Genomic DNA, 17571 nt, shown 5'->3' with positions numbered 1-17571 from the left:
AAGATCTGTATAAGAAGGTTAACATATATGTATGTAGATAGTTTCTTGAGTAAATAAGTGGTAATAAGAAAAGAAAGTTTATAGTTTTAGATTTTTTGGGAAAACTAAGCATAAATTAGTGAACTAAGGAGGCTGGCATAAGTGAGCAAAAGAGATACTATAAACTGTAGAAGGCATGTATTGCAAGAGTTAAAGCTTGGATTTGCCCAAATAAAAGAAAACTATAAGTACATAAAAGAATTATCAAATATGGAAGAAGAGGTTTTAGGATCTGGAGAATGGTTACTTGATAATATATATCTGATAGAAAAAGAGTATAAAAGCATCAAAGAAAATATGCCAATGTCATATTTTGATAATCTTCCTAAGTTTGAAAAGGCGAATATAAACGAAATACCAAGGATTTTAATATATGCAAAGGAATATGTTAAATTAAAAGAAGGAGTAGTTAAAGAAAAAGAAGTAATAGAATTTATAAATCGAAAGGAAGAAAGGTTCACAATAGGAGAGTTATGGGCTTTCCCCCTTATGCTTAGAATTGCAATAATAATAAAACTTTCTAAAACCACAAAGAAACTTGTAGTAACGCAAGAGGAGAAGATTAGGGGGAAGTATGAGGCTTACAGAATTATAGATGGGAAAAACAAAAATAAAATTGACGAAATTCTAGAAGAATTAGATAGAAGTTATGAAAAGATCTCAGGATTGTTTCTTGAATCATTAGAAAGAACATTGAGAGATAATTCCATAGAAGACGATAAAGTTTGGAAATTTATAAAAAATAAAACAGGGGCAAAAGAAAGTGAAGAGGATTTTGTAAAAAACAATTTTGTTGAAGCATCCATAGAGCAATCCATAAGTACTTGCATAAGTTCCTTAAGAGAAATTGAAGGGATAAGTTGGAGAAAGTTCTTTAAGGTAACTTCTAAAGTTGAAGAAATTTTATGTAATGATCCAAACAATATATATGAGAATATGGATTTTGAATCAAAAGATTATTATAGGCATACAATTGAAGTGTTATCAAAGAAACTTGAAGTAGATGAAATTACATTAACAGAAAAGGCATTAGACTTAGCATTAATAGCAAAAGAAGATAAAAGTAACAATTGTAAATGTCATATCGGATATTATTTAATAGATGACGGGGTTGAAGAATTAGTTAAATTATTAAATAAGAATGTAAAAGTAAATAAGAATATTTCACCTATAACGTTCATAGCATTAAATTTTCTAGGAACTGTAGGAATTATAGCAATTGTACTAGGTATAAGCTACTTATTTGGAGTTGATTTTACAACATTTCAGTGGGTGGTATCAATATTGTTAATGATTGTACCAGCTAATGAAATTGTTGTAGCATTAATAAATTGGTCAGTAAGTAAGTTAATTCCTATTAGATTTGTTCCAAAACTTAATTATGTAGAGGGGATTCCGGATGATAAGAAAACTATAATAGCGATACCAGCTATAATACCAACAAAATCAAGGGCGAAAGAACTAATGGAACAACTTGAAGTTGCTTATCATGCGAATAAAGATAAAAATATTTATTTTGTATTACTAGGAGATTTTAAAGATTACAAAGAAGAGAGATCACCTAGTGATGATGAGATAATTGATTCAGCAATGGAGGAGACAGAAAGGCTGAATTCCAAGTATTTCCCAGAAGATAAACATTTCTTTTTTTTAAATAGAAAGAGAGTGTTTAATCCAAAAGAAGGGACATTTATAGGTAAAGAAAGAAAAAGAGGAAAACTCATGGAATTTATGGCTCTTTTAAAGGGATATAGGCATACTTTTAATACAATAAGTAGCGATATATCTTGTTTAAAAGAAGCGAAATATATAATTACATTAGATGCAGATACATTTATTCCAAGAGATGCTGCTAATAGGTTAGTTGGAGCTATGGCTCATATATTAAATAGAGCGGTAGTGAAGAATAGAAAAGTTGAGCGTGGATTTGGAATTATGCAGCCTAAGGTTAGTATAAGCTTGGAAAGTAAGAACAAAACTGCATTTTCAAGAATATTTGCAGGACAGAGTGGGATTGATGGATATTCAATAGCGTATTCTGAAACATATGAGGATTTGTTTGGAGAAGGGAACTTTACAGGAAAAGGGATCATAGATATAGATGTTTTTTATGGAATACTAAAAGATGAGATTCCTGAAAATTCAGTATTAAGTCATGACCTTTTAGAAGGGGCGTTTACTAGGTGCGCACTAGTTACAGATGTAGAAGTTGTAGACAATTATCCCTCTTCTTATGAAGCAAGCTGCAAGAGATTGCATAGGTGGGTTAGGGGGGATTGGCAGCTATTAAGATGGCTTTTTTCCTCTAAGATATCACTTTTATCAAGGTGGAAGATTTATGATAACTTAAGAAGAAGTATGCTTGCTAGAAATTTATTACTTGCGATGATATTAAACTTAACAATCCTTAAAGGCGAAAGTCAAATAGTTTTGCTTTGCTTTTTAGGAGCTATTATTCCTGTTGTTTTTACAGTTACAGATTTTGTGGTAACACCAAGAAACAAAACAATGGGGACATTTAAAAGCTTTGAGCAGGTTATCCTTATAATTAGTTTTATTCCATACCAGGCATATCTGATGATTGATGGAATTTGTAGAACATTATATAGATTGTTCATTTCAAAGAGAAATTTATTGCAATGGCAAACAGCTGAAGAGGTTGAAGAATCAACTAATAATTCACTAAAAGCTTATATTAAGAGAATGTGGATTTCTTACTTGGCAGGAATAATTATATTAGTTTTGGCATTAGGTGCTAGACCTGTGGTTGCATTATTTAGCATACCAGTAGCCTTGCTTTGGATTGCAAGTCCTTATATAGCATATTATATTAGCAAGAGAGAGCCAGAAGAGTTTTATGAAGTTAATAAACAAGATAAAGAGTTCTTAAGAGATAACTCAAGGAGAATATGGGCATATTATGAGGACTTCGTAAATGAAGAAAATAACTATTTAGCTCCTGATAATTATCAAGAAAAACCATATAAAGGGGTAGCCTATAGAACATCCCCAACCAATATAGGAATGGGACTTACTAGTAACTTAGTTGCATATGATCTTGGCTATTTATCTTTTGGTGCTGTAGTTGATAGGATTGAATTGATTTTAAATGGAATGGATAAGCTTGAGAAATACAATGGACATTATTTAAATTGGTATGACACAAGAAATTGCACTCCTCTGTGGCCAAGATATATATCAACTGTGGATAGTGGTAATTTACTAGGGTATTTGTGGATAATTTCAAAAACACTTGTGGAATATAGAAGAAATCCTTTAATAAGAGTAGAAGAGATAGATGCTATAAATGATAGCCTAAAAATTATAGGTTTCGCTGCAGAAAAATTTAATGGAGTAGGTTTTGAGAATTACTCTAATATTTTAGAAAATGTTTTATCTACTATAGAAGAAATAGATTTATCTGAAGAAGATAATGAAAAGATCTATTGGGTTCAAAAGATAAAAAGAGAAATTAAGCTGAAAATAGCTTATTATGAATATCTATTTGAGGGAATCCAAAAATTTATTTTAGAAAAGTATGAGAATAACTGTCCTTCTTTAGATGAATTAATATCCTTTTTAAAAGATTTATATGTTTCTTCTGGAAAAGATATTAAAGTTATTATTCAAGAAAAAATAAATTTACTAAAATCATTTGCAGGAAGAATAGATAATTTAGTTGAAAAGATAGAAAAAATAATGAAAGAAATGGATTTTAAGTTTCTATACAATGAGGAAAGAGGCTTGTTTTCCATAGGGTATAACTTAGAAGAAAAATCCTTAGGTAGTTCATACTATGACTTATTAGCTTCAGAGTCTAGAGCTACTTCATTTATAACAATAGCATTAAATCAAATTCCCAAAGAACATTGGTTTAACTTAAGTAGGGCTATGACAGATGCTTTTAATGAGAAGAGTCTAGTATCTTGGAGTGGTACTATGTTTGAATACTTTATGCCACCACTTATTATTAAAAGCTATAAAGATACTTTATTCAGTATGACTTATTCGTCAGTAATTAATGCTCAAAAGGCATTTGCAAATAAAAAAGGAGTTCCTTGGGGAATTTCAGAATCAGCATATTATCAATTTGATTTAGGAGAGAATTATCAGTATAAAGCATTTGGAATTCCAGGAGTTGGGCTTAAGAGGGGGCTTGAAGATGAGCTCGTTATATCTCCATATTCTACATTAATTACATTACCTTACTCAAAGGATGAAGGTATACAAAATTTAAGAAGCCTAATGGAAAAAGGAACATATGGTAGATATGGATTTATAGAAGCTATAGACTACACTCCGAGCAGAGTAAGTAAAATGGATACAGCAGAAGGTAGGGCTGCAAAGAAAGATGTTAGATGCTATATGGTACATCACTTAGGCATGTCACTAATGGCTTTAGATAATACGCTTAATGATAACATATTTCAAAAAAGGTTCCACAGTATTCCAGAGGTTAAGGCTACAGAACTGCTATTAAAAGAAAGGATTCCAAGTAAGATAACCTTTGAAAGGGAAGAAAACTTAGTAACTAAGAAGAAAACTTTAGAGAAAGAAGATTTTATTCCAAGGATTTATGAAGGAGCAAAAAGAGAAAATCCAGAGGTACTACTATTATCTAATGGAAGTTATTCAACTATGGTAACTTTAAGTGGAAGTGGTTATAGCAAGAAAGACAGTATGTCAGTGTATCGATGGAAGGGAGACACCACTTCAGATAATTTGGGGAATTTTATTTATATTAAAAACTTAAATTCTAATGATTATTGGAGTGCAACTTATGAACCTTGTAGATCTTCTGGAGAAAGTTATACGGCAGAATTTACTGTTGATAAGGGAATTTTTAAGAGGAAAGATGGGTCTATAGAAAGTGAACTTAAAATTGTTGTTGCACCTGAAGATGATGTGGAAATAAGAAAGTTGATACTTAAAAATACAGGAGAAAAAGGCAGAAGTGTAGAGATAACTAGTTATATGGAAGTAACTCTCCAATCATTTCAAGGAGATGCTGTTCACCCTAGTTTTTCTAATCTATTTATCTCAACAGAATATGATGATGAACATTCATGCCTTTTAGGAAGCAGAAGGGCAAGAGTAAAGGATGGAGTAGTTCCTTATATAGTTCATAAGATAATTTCTCCACATGAGTTAGAAGGAGCAGTGACATATGAAACATCTAGGGTTAATTTTATAGGAAGAAATAGAAGTTTGAAATCTCCAAAAGTTCTAGATAATGATGCTCCATTATTAAATACAGTAGGAACAGTATTAGATCCTATTATGAGTTTAAGAGCTAGAATTAGACTTGAAGCTAATGAAGAGAAAGAAGTTTACTATATTACAGGAACTACTAATTCAAAGGAAGAAGCACTAGAAATTGCTAAGAAATATGAGGAGATAAGTAAACTAGAGAAGGCATATAGCTCTTATAGCAGAGCAATTCAACTTGAATTAAAGTCGCTAGGAATAAAATCAGCACAAGCAAATATATATCAGAGGCTAGCTTCATATATATTATTCCTTCATAGTGGAAGAGCTGATAGAGAAGATTATATAAAAAATATAAAGTTTAATCAGCAGGATTTATGGGCATATGGAATTTCTGGAGATTTACCTATAGCCATGGTATTAGTTAAAGATGAAGATGATATGGATTTAGCAAGAGGCATGATTAAGATGCATTATTATTGGAAGAGCAAAGGATTAAAGGTGGATTTGCTTATATACAATGATGAAGAATCATCTTATGAACAACCATTACAAAAAAATATACTAGGTGCAATTAATTTTTCAAAGGAAACAGGAGCATTAAATAAGCCAGGTGGAATATTTCTTCACAATAAAGCTACTATGGGAGAAGATATAAGAGATTTTATAATTGGAATAGCTGCACTTTATGTAGATAGCAGAAAAGGTTCAATAATTACTCAAATAAGAGATTTAGAGGAGGTTGAGTCAGCTCAAGTTTTAAGACATAAAGAACTTATGGATTCTCATCTTATTAAGGTTCATGTAAACAAAGAAAAACCAATGGATAATAACGTAGAGTTACTTGAAGTACATGAAGAGGAAATATTAAATGTACAAGAAGAACATTTTGATACAAGTTCATTAGACTTTTGGAATGGGTATGGTGGATTTGATCCTAAGGATAGCAGCTATGTTATTAAATTAGACAAATTCAATAATACTCCAGCTCCTTGGATAAATGTTATTTCAAATGAGGATTTTGGATTCCATATTTCTGAAGTCGGATCTTCCTATACATGGTGTGGAAATAGTAGAGAAAATAAGATAACACCATGGAGCAATGATTGGGTTATAGATCCACCTGGAGAAGCGCTTCTTATTAGAGATAATGATTGTGGGGAATATTTTTCAATTACCCCTAAACCAGTTCGTGATGTTGGAGAGTATGTTATAAGGCATTCCTTTGGATATTCAACCTTTAGCCATACATGTCATGGCATAAAGGGGGAAGAACAGGTATTTTGCCCTAAAGGTGAAAAATTAAAAATTCAAAGGGTTATTTTAGAAAATATTTGCGATAAAGAGAGAAATCTTTCGATTTATTACTATGCACAACTTGTTCTTGGAGTAATAAATTATGAAAGTGCTAGATATATAACTACATCACTAGGGGATAATTATATAATGGGAGAAAATCCTTATAGTAAGTATTTTGGAAAGTTGAAGGCTTATCTTACAATACTAGGAGGAGAAGAGCTTTCATTTACTGGAGATAGAAAAGAGTTTATAGGAGTAAGTGGAGATGTTTCAAATGCAAAGGCATTAAAATATAAAAAGTTGTCTAATAGAGTTGGAAGTGTATATGATCCATGTTTAGCAGTAGAGAGTAAGCTAAAGTTAGCACCAGGAGAGAGGAAAGAGATAATTGTATTATTTGGTGAAGAAGAACTTACAGAAAGTATAGAAGAAAAAATAAAAAAATATACTAGTGCAGAAGAATGTGTAAATTCATTAGAAAATGTTAAACAATATTGGGCACATTTCCTAGGAAATATACAAGTAAAGACAAAAGATAAATCAATGGATTATCTGTTAAATGGATGGCTATTGTATCAAAACTATAGTTGCAGATACTTAAGTAGAACAGCATTTTATCAATCAGGAGGAGCCTATGGATTTAGAGATCAGCTTCAAGATTCTATGTCTCTTGGCATAATTAATCATGAAATAACAAAAGCGCAGATAATAAGAAGTGCATCAAGGCAATACTTAGAAGGGGATGTACAACATTGGTGGCACCCTGTTATTAATAGCGGTATAAGAACAAGATTTTCAGATGATTTACTATGGTTACCTTATGTTACAACAGAATATATTAAGAGAACAGGAGATTATTCTATATTAGAAGAAAAAGCAAAATATCTAGAAGATGAGCCTTTAAAAGAGGGTGAAGACGAAAGATATACTATAGTAAATACCTCTAATAAAGAAGGCACCATATATGAGCATTGTATAAAAGCAATAGAACAGGGACTAAAATTTGGAGTGCATAACATTCCATTAATGGGCAGTGGTGATTGGAATGATGGAATGAGCGCTGTGGGAAATAAAGGTAAAGGTGAAAGTGTGTGGCTTGGATGGTTTTTATATACCATTTTAGATAACTTTGATGATGTATGTAAGCATATGCAAGATAAAGAAAGACAAGAAAATTTCAAAGATAAGAAAGAGTTTATTAGAGAAAATTTAGAGAAAGAAGCCTGGGATGGTGGATGGTATAGAAGGGCATACTTTGATGATGGTACACCACTTGGCTCAAGAGAAAATGAAGAATGTCAAATTGATTCATTAGCACAAAGTTGGGCATTAATATCAGGTGCTGCTTCAAAGACAAGAGCAATTGAAAGTATGGAGGCTGTAGATAGAAATCTTGTAAAGAAAGATAAGGGGTTAATACTTTTGTTAACTCCACCTTTTGAAAAATCAAAGTTAGAGCCAGGATATATAAAAGGATATGTAGCTGGCGTTAGAGAAAATGGAGGGCAATATACTCATGCTGCAGTTTGGGTTATATTAGCTTTAACCAAGTTAGGTCTTGGAGATAAGGCACTAAGATATTACAATATGATAAATCCTATAAATCACACTAATACAGAACTAGAATGTGAAGTATACAAGGTTGAACCATATGTTATGGCAGCAGATGTATATATAAGAGAGCCTCATGGTGGAAGAGGAGGCTGGAGTTGGTATACTGGAACTGCTGGATGGATGTATAAGGTAGGACTTGAAGATATTTTAGGATTAAAGCAGGTAGAAGGTAAAGGATATAAAATAGAACCATGTATTCCTGAGGATTGGGGAGAATATACAATTAATATAAATAATGAAACAGAAGAATATGAAATTAAAGTTATTAGAGGAGATAAAAATAAAATAATCATTAATGGTGAAGAAATGTCATCGAAGCTAATACCAAGAGATAAAGGAAAGCTTCAAATTACAGCTGTAGTTTCTTAAAATTTATCAGGGTAAAGTTACCATTTAAGATTCAGATGGAAACTTTACCCTGAAACATTATATATAGAGGCCTTGATGGAATTATAATTAGATACTGCATATGCAAAAAATATTTACATGTAGAGAAAAAATGTGTAAAATAAAGTTGATTAAGGCGGTGAATTAGATTGAATAATAGCAAAAAAGGGTTGATAACTATAAGTGCATTAGCACTAATTTTGGTTTTTGTTCTTGCAGCAGGAATTATTAAGGATAGGAAATTAAACAGTATTAATAAAGAGGAATATGTAGCGTCTTTAACTAATTCTTCAAAAGAAGAATCTAAAAATACCAAAGAAGTAAAAGCTCAAGAACCACCAGTAGAAGATAAAAGTACAAAAAGTCTTGATTTCTATGGAAAACTTAAGGAAAAACAACCTGTTAGAGTGTTGATTTTAGGTGATGGACTTGCTATGAGTCAGGGAAGAAATTCAGATAATGGAATTTGGGATCAAGGAGTAGCTAGCTTAATACAAAACACATATGGCAGTAAAGTTGAATTAAAATCATTAGCGCAAAGTGGTGCATCAACTACTGTTGGAGTGAATGTAGCTAAGAATAATGATATAAGTAACTATGATCTTGTCATCACATGTTTTGGACATAATGATAATAGTACATTAGTTAATCCAAGCCAATCAAAGACAAATTATGGCAATATATTGGCAGAGATAAAATCTAAGAGCCCTAAAGCTACTATTATTCCAGTATTGCCAAGTACTTTGGCCTTAGATAATACATATAGATTGACTATTCAAAAGCTAGCAGCTGAAAACAATTTAACTTGTGCTGATATGAAAAAAGCGTTTACTGAATCAGCATCACAAGAATCCACTTTACTTAATGGGTCTTTACCTAATGACAAAGGATATCAAATTTATACACAAACAGTAGGTAATATAATTAAAGCAGGAGTAAAATAAGTAGAAATTTAAAAGATAGACAAAGCTTTAAGCTATGTCTATCTATTTTTTTAGTCTGAATTATCTTCTTCTTCAGTAGGTAGTATATTAGCACCCTCATTTGCTAGACTTTCAGTATAATCAAACTCTTGGCTAGCTATATTGTTAACTACTATTGGATCAACTGCAGGATTGGCCAGTGGTGTTGAATCACCATTAGGTGCAAAACTTCTTATTTCATTTTGTTTTGGATGATAACTTGTTCTTGCATATGGTAAATAAGGTTTTTTCTTGTCAGCCATATTAATACCTCCTTTTAAAATATATAGGTTTAGTTTTCTCAAAATAAAAAAAAATAATACAAGTAGTCTAAAGCTTAGACTAAAAATCTACATCATAGGATATTAATATGCCTAAAAAGCAATGTTTATGGTATAATAATAAATTGTATAATAAAGAGATATTATCTAGAAGGAATGGTGAGGATGGATATTTAAATTTTTGCCATAGACTTTATAATAAAGAAATATATTAGAGGAGGAAATAACTTTGTCAGATTATATAGATGAAATTAAGAAAAGAAGAACTTTTGCTATTATATCCCACCCGGATGCTGGTAAAACTACGTTAACAGAAAAGTTCTTATTATATGGAGGAGCAATAAGACTTGCAGGTTCAGTTAAGGCAAGAAAAGCATCTAAGCATGCAGTTTCAGACTGGATGGAAATAGAAAAGCAAAGAGGTATTTCAGTTACTTCTTCAGTAATGCAGTTTAATTATAATGGTCACTGTATAAATATATTAGATACTCCAGGGCACCAAGATTTCTCAGAAGATACTTATAGAACTCTTATGGCAGCAGATTCAGCAGTAATGGTTGTTGATGCAGCTAAAGGTGTGGAAGATCAAACTAGAAAGTTATTCCATGTTTGTGCATTAAGAGAAATGCCTATATTTACCCTTGTAAATAAGATGGATAGAGAAGCACAGGATCCATTTAAATTATTAGATGATATAGAAAATGAACTTGGAATAAAGACTTATCCAATGAACTGGCCGATTGGTTCAGGTAAGGATTTTAAGGGAATCTATGAAAGAGATAATAATAGAATCATAGTATTTAATGGTGGAAATCATGGCCAAAATGAAGTTGAAACTGTTGAAGGAAATGTTGAAGATGAAAAGTTTAGAGAAATCCTAGGTGAAGCACTTCATGATAAATTAATGGAAGATATCGAACTTTTAGATATAGCTGGAGATGAGTTTGATGTAGAAAAAGTTAGAAGCGGAGAACTTACACCAGTATTCTTTGGTTCTGCATTAACTAACTTTGGTGTTCAGCCATTTTTGGAACATTTCTTAGAGATGACAACATCACCTCTATCAAGAAATTCAAGCATTGGAGAGATAGATCCATTTGATAAAGATTTTTCAGCTTTTGTATTTAAGATTCAAGCTAACATGAATAAAGCTCATAGAGATAGAATTGCTTTTATGAGAATATGCTCAGGAAAGTTTGATAAAGGTATGGAAGTTATGCATATGCAAGGTGGAAAGAAGCTTAAGCTAGCACAACCGCAACAATTTATGGCACAAGATAGAGAAATAGTTGAAGAAGCTTATGCTGGAGATATAATAGGTGTATTTGATCCAGGAATATTCTCTATAGGTGATACATTATGTTCTCCATCAAATAAATTCAAGTTTGAAGGAATACCAGCCTTTGCACCAGAACACTTTGCAAGAGTTAGACCGGTTGATACAATGAAGAGAAAACAATTTATCAAAGGTGTTACTCAAATAGCACAAGAAGGTGCAATCCAAGTATTTAAAGAGCTTCATATAGGAATGGAAGAAATAATAGTTGGAGTTGTAGGTGTTCTTCAATTTGAAGTTTTAGAATATAGACTTAACAGCGAATACAATGTTGAGATTAAGATGGAAAGACTTCCTTATAGATATGTAAGATGGATTGAAAATAAGGAACTAGATCCAGATACATTAAATCTTACATCTGATACTAGAAAGGTTAAGGATCTTAAAGATAGAAATCTTTTAATATTCCAAAATGACTGGGGTATTAGCTGGGCTTTAGAGCATAATAAGGGAATTGTTTTATCTGGTGTTGGAAAGACAGAATAATAATTCAATAGTTTATGATATTTGAGAGGGTACATTTTATTGAGAATGTATTCTCTCTTTTTATTTTGTAGACAATATATGAAAAAGTTGCAGAATATATTTACAAAATAGAATAAAATGGCTAAAATGGGAAATAGGTGTGGGAAACCTTAAATTTACAATTAAGCAAACGATAGAATAAAATTTAATGAATGGATGGAGATTTAGAATGCTTAATGTAAATAAGAAAGAATTAACTGAAAAGTTATTAGCTGAATGGTTACAAACACTAGAATATTTAGATAATAATAAAAGAAAGCAACTTTATGAAATAGGTTGTGTTTATTCTGGTAGAAATATTAGTTTTTTATATGAAATTAATAGAACTATCTGTGAAAAAGAGAATACATGTAGAGATAATATAAATGATCTCGTATATATAAATGAAAAGGACAAACATCTTTTAATTTTTAAAGAAAGTAAAATGGAATTTACTTATGCACAAATGAGAGAAGTCTTATTTGGGTTAATTGATATTGTAGAAAAGATTTATCCTTTAGGTACTGCAGTTGAGCTAAAAAAGGAGTACCTAGAGAAAATCATAGGGAAAAAAGATATCAAGAGTGCACAAGTAATCATAGTTAACCGTTTTATTTTCCATAATGATGTTAAGTCCTTTTTTCATTATGCAGGAATTGTATATCCACTAGGATTTTTAGATGAATCAAGGGTAATTAATTTTACTTCAGCGTTAGTAGATAAAGTACTAAAGAAAGGATATTCAGATGAGAAGGAAGATGCATATGTCTATTTTATGAAGAAAGAATTAATAATAGATAAAAAGATGCATTCATTTGGCTTCTCTACTGAAGAAGAAAGAGAAAATTTTGAGAAAAAATTAGAAGTGGAGGGTGCATAGATGATAAAAGTACAAGTAGATGAATTAACAAATGATTTAGCTACATTAAATTCAGCTATAGGAGATTTTGAGCCATATTCAGATAATTTTGCTCAAAGTGCTAAAGATAGTTTAAGTGGGATGAATTCAGATTTTATTAGTAAAGTAAAAGATACTCTAGAAGCTATGGCTGATACGAAAGCACCTGAATTATTGAAAAAGATACAGGAGTTTCATGAATATGGACTAGCACTTGTAGAAACCTTTAGAGAAACAGATGCTAAAATAGCAGAAAATGAACAATTAAAGAAGTAGGTGATAGATATATGGGTAGATATAAAAAAGCATATGCAGAGAGATTAGTTTCAAAGTATGTAGACGAAATAGAAAGAGAAAAAAAGCAAATTATTAAAAATTTTCAAGACATGGATTTAGATAATGCAGATGTTAAGAATGATTTTGCCTTGATTGTAAACAGTATGGTGCAAAAATGCGATAGTTTGATTAGTGAAATCAGTAGTTATAGCTTTGATTAAAACCTTAGCGGAAAGGGGAGATAGGGTTTGATAAGTGATATCAAAGTTAATTACGCCATAATAGGAGACTTAAGAGATAAGATAGCTACATATAAATCAGCAATTGAAACCATGGAAGAATCATTAAATAATATAAATAGTAGGCTTGAAACTGAAAACAGCGGAGAAGCGGTATCAGCATTAATAAGTAAGTATGAAGACTTAAAAGGAGACATAAGTGCCTGCAAGGGAGAATTAGAGGATTTACATAAACTTTTTAGTGGATTTCACGATGAAATGACAGGAATAATACACCCAATGAGTTATGGGGCTATTATGAGAGTAGACAGAGATGATATATGGTGGAATATGCAGTCAATAATAGGTGCTTGTACTGCAATAGGAATCATGAGATACAATGTTTCAACTTATAGAAGTTTTCCAAGTTTCTCGGACAGTAAAGAAGAAAAAGAAAATCAAGAAAGAAATTATAGAAAAATAGAGGAAATTTGGGATATAATAAATTCATATAAAAGTGGATTTGATTCTGACATAGATTATATGAATAATCTATTTAACAGCAAGGTAGTTCCTTATGAAGAGATGGACAATAATTATGCCAGTAGGGCCCATGAAACCTATACGAGGTATGTAACTACATGGGAAAGAATAGTTGATGGAATTACAGACTTTTACCAAGGTGTAGCAAACTTCGTAGACGGAGTGATTAAATCAGTAGAAGATTTAATTAAAGGGCTAGTTGGCCTAGTTAAAGGTGTTTTTGTATATGCTGTAGGTGCCGTAGCCGTTGTAATATCTAAGGTAACTGGAGATACTCCAGACTGGCTTAAGGGAGCAGAAGAAGACTTTTATAAGGATAATGAAATGATAAAGGCTGTCCTTGATGATCCTTCCACTATAGTTGAAGGAATAGCTCAGCAAATATCTGATGCAAAGGATGAAAAGGGATTAGCTTATTGCACTGGATATACAACTGGACTTATAGCACAGATGGTACTTCTTAAGAGGGTTAAGGGTGGTACTGGTGCTGAGGTTGTTGAGAAAGGTCCTTATTCTGGGGAAGAGTGGTACAATTATTTAAAAAAAGCCTATGGAGAGGATAATGTTGATTGGGCTTCAGGAAAATATAAAGCCAATGATATTTCAACAGAATTTGACTATTATGTTTCTCAAAGATACATAGACAGTCATATTGAATTATATGAAAAGTATTTTGGATTAAAAGACTCTGGATTAAGCCATAAAGAAATAAATAATAAGTTATTGGATAACTATTTAGATAGTAGGATTAGTGATTCAGGCGGTTGGTTTACTGATAAGAATGCTAATGAAGTAAAAAGTGCCATGGAACAAGCTTATAATAATTCAAATAATATAGATACTACAATTTCTAAAGAATTATTTTATGATATTAAGAATGAACTAATACCATATGAACCGGAAAAACAGTTCCCTAATGCATACAAAATATACAAAGAAAAATTTTTTAATAGCAATTCTTTAGGTGCTATTATTAATAATGGGATTCGTAAAAAAATTGAATTTGAATGGAATGCATGGGGCAGAGAAGGTTTAAATGGTAAAAAATCTGCATTATATGTATTAAATTATGATGATGCAAAAGCAATAAGCGAAACATGTTTAAATTCAAAAGAAATTGCTATCAAACTGGGCTTGGCTGAAGATACTTATAGCGATGGAGTATGGTTAGGAAAAATTGATCCTACGGCAGTAGAAAATATAAGAATTTCTACTGCAAATGAATTAGGTGCAAACGAATGGTGGGTACCAGGATTGAGAACTTCTGGTGGTCAGTATGAAACTGTTATTAGTAGGATTGAAAATATTGATGAAGCTATAGATAAGAAAATAGTATATTTTGAAAAAATAAAGAAATAGGAGGAATAATTATGTATTATTCAGCATATGAGATTTTAAAAAATTCAATTAATAAAAATGAATTCAAAGATTGTATAATGGGAAAAGGGAAATATAGATATGAGGATAAGGATAATTCTGGACCAGTTGATGAGAATTTAATTCTAAAAGGAATTTATGAGTTGCATATTAAGGAACCTAAATTAGCTATTAATGCAGTATTTGAAAGGACTATTCTTGAAATGCTTGAAGGTAATGTTGAGGAAATATATTTAGCAATATACTATATATTTGAGCAAGTTGGAAATGAATATGAAAAATTAGCACCATTTACAATTGATATAGACAGAATATTTAAAAAAACAACTGAATCATTAAGAGCAAAAAGGTTAGAACTTGAGAATATTAATGCTTTAGAACGATTAAATATTAAAGGAAATATAATGAAAAAAGTTATAAGAATAAATGATTTTTCATTTGCGGAATATGGTAGGAAAATATTTGATTTATAGATTATGACTACATAGAGAAAAGTATATAGTATGATGGGTAAGATTAAATAGAGTTTTAAGAGAATTATATACTATATAATAAAGTGTAGGTTAATTGAATAATAGTAATAATGTAGTGAAAAGATGAAATGAATCAGCCGAAATTTAAGTAAGCTGATTCATTATTCTTTAATAGATAATTACAGTTGATGATCCTTCTATTATAGTTGAAGGAATAGCTCAGCAAGTATCTGATGCAAAGGATGAAAAGGGATTAGCTTATTGTACTGGGTATACAGCTGGACTTATAGCACAAATGGTACTTCTTAAGAAAGTTAAAGGTGGTTCGGGTGCTGAGGGAGCAGTTAAAACACTAAATAGTAATCTTAAAGTAATAATTAATATTATTAATAAAAATGGCTTAACTGTTGATGAATTTAATAAATTACGGTTAGCTAATGTTAACGAACTATCATCAGAACAAGTGAAAATAATGAAAGCAATTAGAGACGCAATACCAAAGATTAACAACGATACAGTTCTTCAAAAAACAATTCCGCAAGGATATGCAAGGTAATATTTTAATTATAACAAAGGATAAATCAAAAATTGATTCGTCTTTTGTAGATAAATATAGGAGTGGAGTTTATTCGAAGGTAGTGAATAAAGAACAAATTAAAGAAATATATAAGATTCATAGCATTGGAAAAGTAGGGGATTTAATAGTTAATATAGAAAAGGAATTAGAAGATTCATATTTAGTAGGTACTAGTAATTTGCAAATTGCAGAGAAATTAGGATTAGAAAGATGTGATAAATATTATCATCAAGGTAAAGTTTTCAAGAAAGATATAATTGTTAGTGAAGAAAGAACTCAAATTAAATAAACAATAATATATAGAATTTGTGACATAAATTTTTTTATAATTAATATGTAAAATAATAATTTTGTAGTGAAAAGATGAACAAAGCTTAAATCGGTGTTAAAATGTTATTAATAGTAAAAAATCCTGTTGTTAACATTCAATTTTAGAACTGCAGACTTAGTCATAAGAAAGCAAGTAATTATAATATAGTTAATAATAAATTTGTTGTATTTACAATGTCAGAAAGATGTTTAACTATTGAAGATTCAATAAAAGAATTTTTAAATGAATCAGCCGAAATTTAAGTAGGCTGATTCATTATTTTTAATAGTTAAGCAAAGGTAATAATACTAAAGTCTTTAGAAAGCAGCAGAGCCCATGAAACCTATACAAGATACGTGACTACATGGGAAAGAATAGTTGATGGAATTACAGACTTTTACCAAGGTGTAGCAAACTTCGTAGACGGAGTGATTAAGTCAGTAGAAGATCTAATTAAAGGGTTAGTTGGCCTAGTTAAAGGTGTTTTTGTATATGCTGTAGGGGCCGTAGCTGTTGTAATATCTAAGGTAACAGGGGACACTCCAGACTGGATTAAGGGAGCAGAAGAAGACTTTTATAAGGATAATGAAATGATAAAGGCTGTTCTTGATGATCCTTTCACTATAGTTGAAGGAATAGCTCAGCAAGTATCTGATGCAAAGGATGAAAAGGGATTAGCTTATTGCACTGGATATACAGCTGGACTTATAGCGCAGATGGTACTGCTTAAGAAGGTTAAAGGTGGTAGTGGTGCTGAGGGAGCTAGTAAAGCTGGAAAGATTAAGATTGAAGAAGTAACACCTGCAGGAGCAAAAAATCCTGTTAAAGTATATACAGATGGTTATGCTCAAGTAAATAAAGGAAAAATTGATACTTATATAAGAGGTAAAATTAAGGAACCACCAAATTACTCAGAATTAAAGAGTAGAATTGGAGAATTAGAAAAATTAAAGAAAATAAAGTCGGCAGATTTTACTAAAGAAATGAAGCAAGAATTAAAGGATATTACAAAAAAAGTTCATAACTATGAACGTTCTAAGGGAATGGGTGAATTGCTAAATGATGCAGGAATAGCAGATACAGTTGAGAATAATGAAATGATAGCCAATACTGTTTTAGATGCGGCAAAAGAAGTGCAAGTTGGAAATACTAAGATTGTACGATACATTAAAGGAGCTAATAAAGATGTGCTTGTAGAAAGTTGGTGGATAATAGATAGTAATGGAACACCATACTGTAGTACTATTATATTAAAAGAAGTAAAATAGT

12 protein-coding genes are annotated in these 17571 nt (G+C 31.0%); 11 read left to right on the top strand and 1 reads right to left on the bottom strand.

Annotated features, from left to right (window positions below; all coding sequences use genetic code 11):
- Nucleotides 1–141: 141 nt before the first annotated feature.
- Both H9661_RS10565 and H9661_RS10560 read left to right on the top strand, forming a co-directional pair.
- The gene (locus H9661_RS10565) at nucleotides 142–8529 is read left to right on the top strand and encodes a glycoside hydrolase family 94 protein (RefSeq protein WP_341480421.1); all 8388 of its coding nucleotides are present in this window, start codon (nucleotides 142–144) and stop codon (nucleotides 8527–8529) included.
- Nucleotides 8530–8696: 167 nt separating this feature from the next.
- Nucleotides 8697–9491: an SGNH/GDSL hydrolase family protein gene (locus tag H9661_RS10560; RefSeq protein ID WP_191768720.1), complete on the top strand. Its 795-nt coding sequence runs from the start codon at nucleotides 8697–8699 to the stop codon at nucleotides 9489–9491.
- A 50-nt stretch (nucleotides 9492–9541) separates the two neighbouring features.
- Here the strand turns inward: H9661_RS10560 and H9661_RS10555 are convergent, their stop codons facing one another.
- Nucleotides 9542–9772, bottom strand: coding sequence for a hypothetical protein (locus tag H9661_RS10555; protein WP_143315809.1), 231 nt, complete (start codon nucleotides 9770–9772; stop codon nucleotides 9542–9544).
- 247 nt (nucleotides 9773–10019) lie between these two features.
- On the opposite strand from H9661_RS10555, the gene H9661_RS10550 reads away from it, so the two are divergent.
- The 9 genes from H9661_RS10550 (at nucleotide 10020) to H9661_RS10510 (ending at nucleotide 17570) form a co-directional block, all read left to right on the top strand.
- A complete protein-coding gene (locus tag H9661_RS10550) occupies nucleotides 10020–11612 on the top strand; it encodes a peptide chain release factor 3 (RefSeq protein WP_191768718.1) in 1593 nt (530 codons plus the stop codon).
- A 208-nt stretch (nucleotides 11613–11820) separates the two neighbouring features.
- A complete protein-coding gene (locus H9661_RS10545; RefSeq protein ID WP_191768717.1) occupies nucleotides 11821–12510 on the top strand; it encodes a DUF4176 domain-containing protein in 690 nt (229 codons plus the stop codon).
- A complete protein-coding gene (locus H9661_RS10540) occupies nucleotides 12511–12804 on the top strand; it encodes a hypothetical protein (protein ID WP_143315804.1) in 294 nt (97 codons plus the stop codon).
- Between the two features lie 11 nt (nucleotides 12805–12815).
- Nucleotides 12816–13025, top strand: coding sequence for a hypothetical protein (locus tag H9661_RS10535; protein ID WP_143315802.1), 210 nt, complete (start codon nucleotides 12816–12818; stop codon nucleotides 13023–13025).
- A 27-nt stretch (nucleotides 13026–13052) separates the two neighbouring features.
- Entirely contained in the window at nucleotides 13053–14924 is a 1872-nt protein-coding gene (locus H9661_RS10530; RefSeq protein ID WP_191768716.1) for a hypothetical protein, read from the top strand.
- A gap of 11 nt (nucleotides 14925–14935) precedes the next feature.
- Complete coding sequence (locus H9661_RS10525) at nucleotides 14936–15415, top strand: hypothetical protein (protein ID WP_191768715.1); 480 nt, start codon at nucleotides 14936–14938, stop codon at nucleotides 15413–15415.
- A 295-nt stretch (nucleotides 15416–15710) separates the two neighbouring features.
- Entirely contained in the window at nucleotides 15711–15971 is a 261-nt protein-coding gene (locus tag H9661_RS10520) for a hypothetical protein (protein WP_191768713.1), read from the top strand.
- Nucleotides 15972–16053: 82 nt separating this feature from the next.
- Nucleotides 16054–16281 (top strand): hypothetical protein, encoded by a 228-nt coding sequence (locus tag H9661_RS10515; RefSeq protein ID WP_243240395.1) that lies wholly within the window; start codon nucleotides 16054–16056, stop codon nucleotides 16279–16281.
- 377 nt (nucleotides 16282–16658) lie between these two features.
- Nucleotides 16659–17570: a hypothetical protein gene (locus H9661_RS10510; RefSeq protein ID WP_191768709.1), complete on the top strand. Its 912-nt coding sequence runs from the start codon at nucleotides 16659–16661 to the stop codon at nucleotides 17568–17570.
- The last annotated feature ends 1 nt before the right edge of the window (nucleotide 17571 follow it).

Origin of the sequence: Clostridium cibarium (assembly GCF_014836335.1) — a bacterium.
In the GTDB taxonomy this organism is placed as follows: Bacteria; Bacillota; Clostridia; order Clostridiales; family Clostridiaceae; genus Clostridium; species Clostridium cibarium.
Note: the sequence above shows the minus strand (reverse complement) of the source record. Positions and strands in the feature narration are given on the sequence as shown.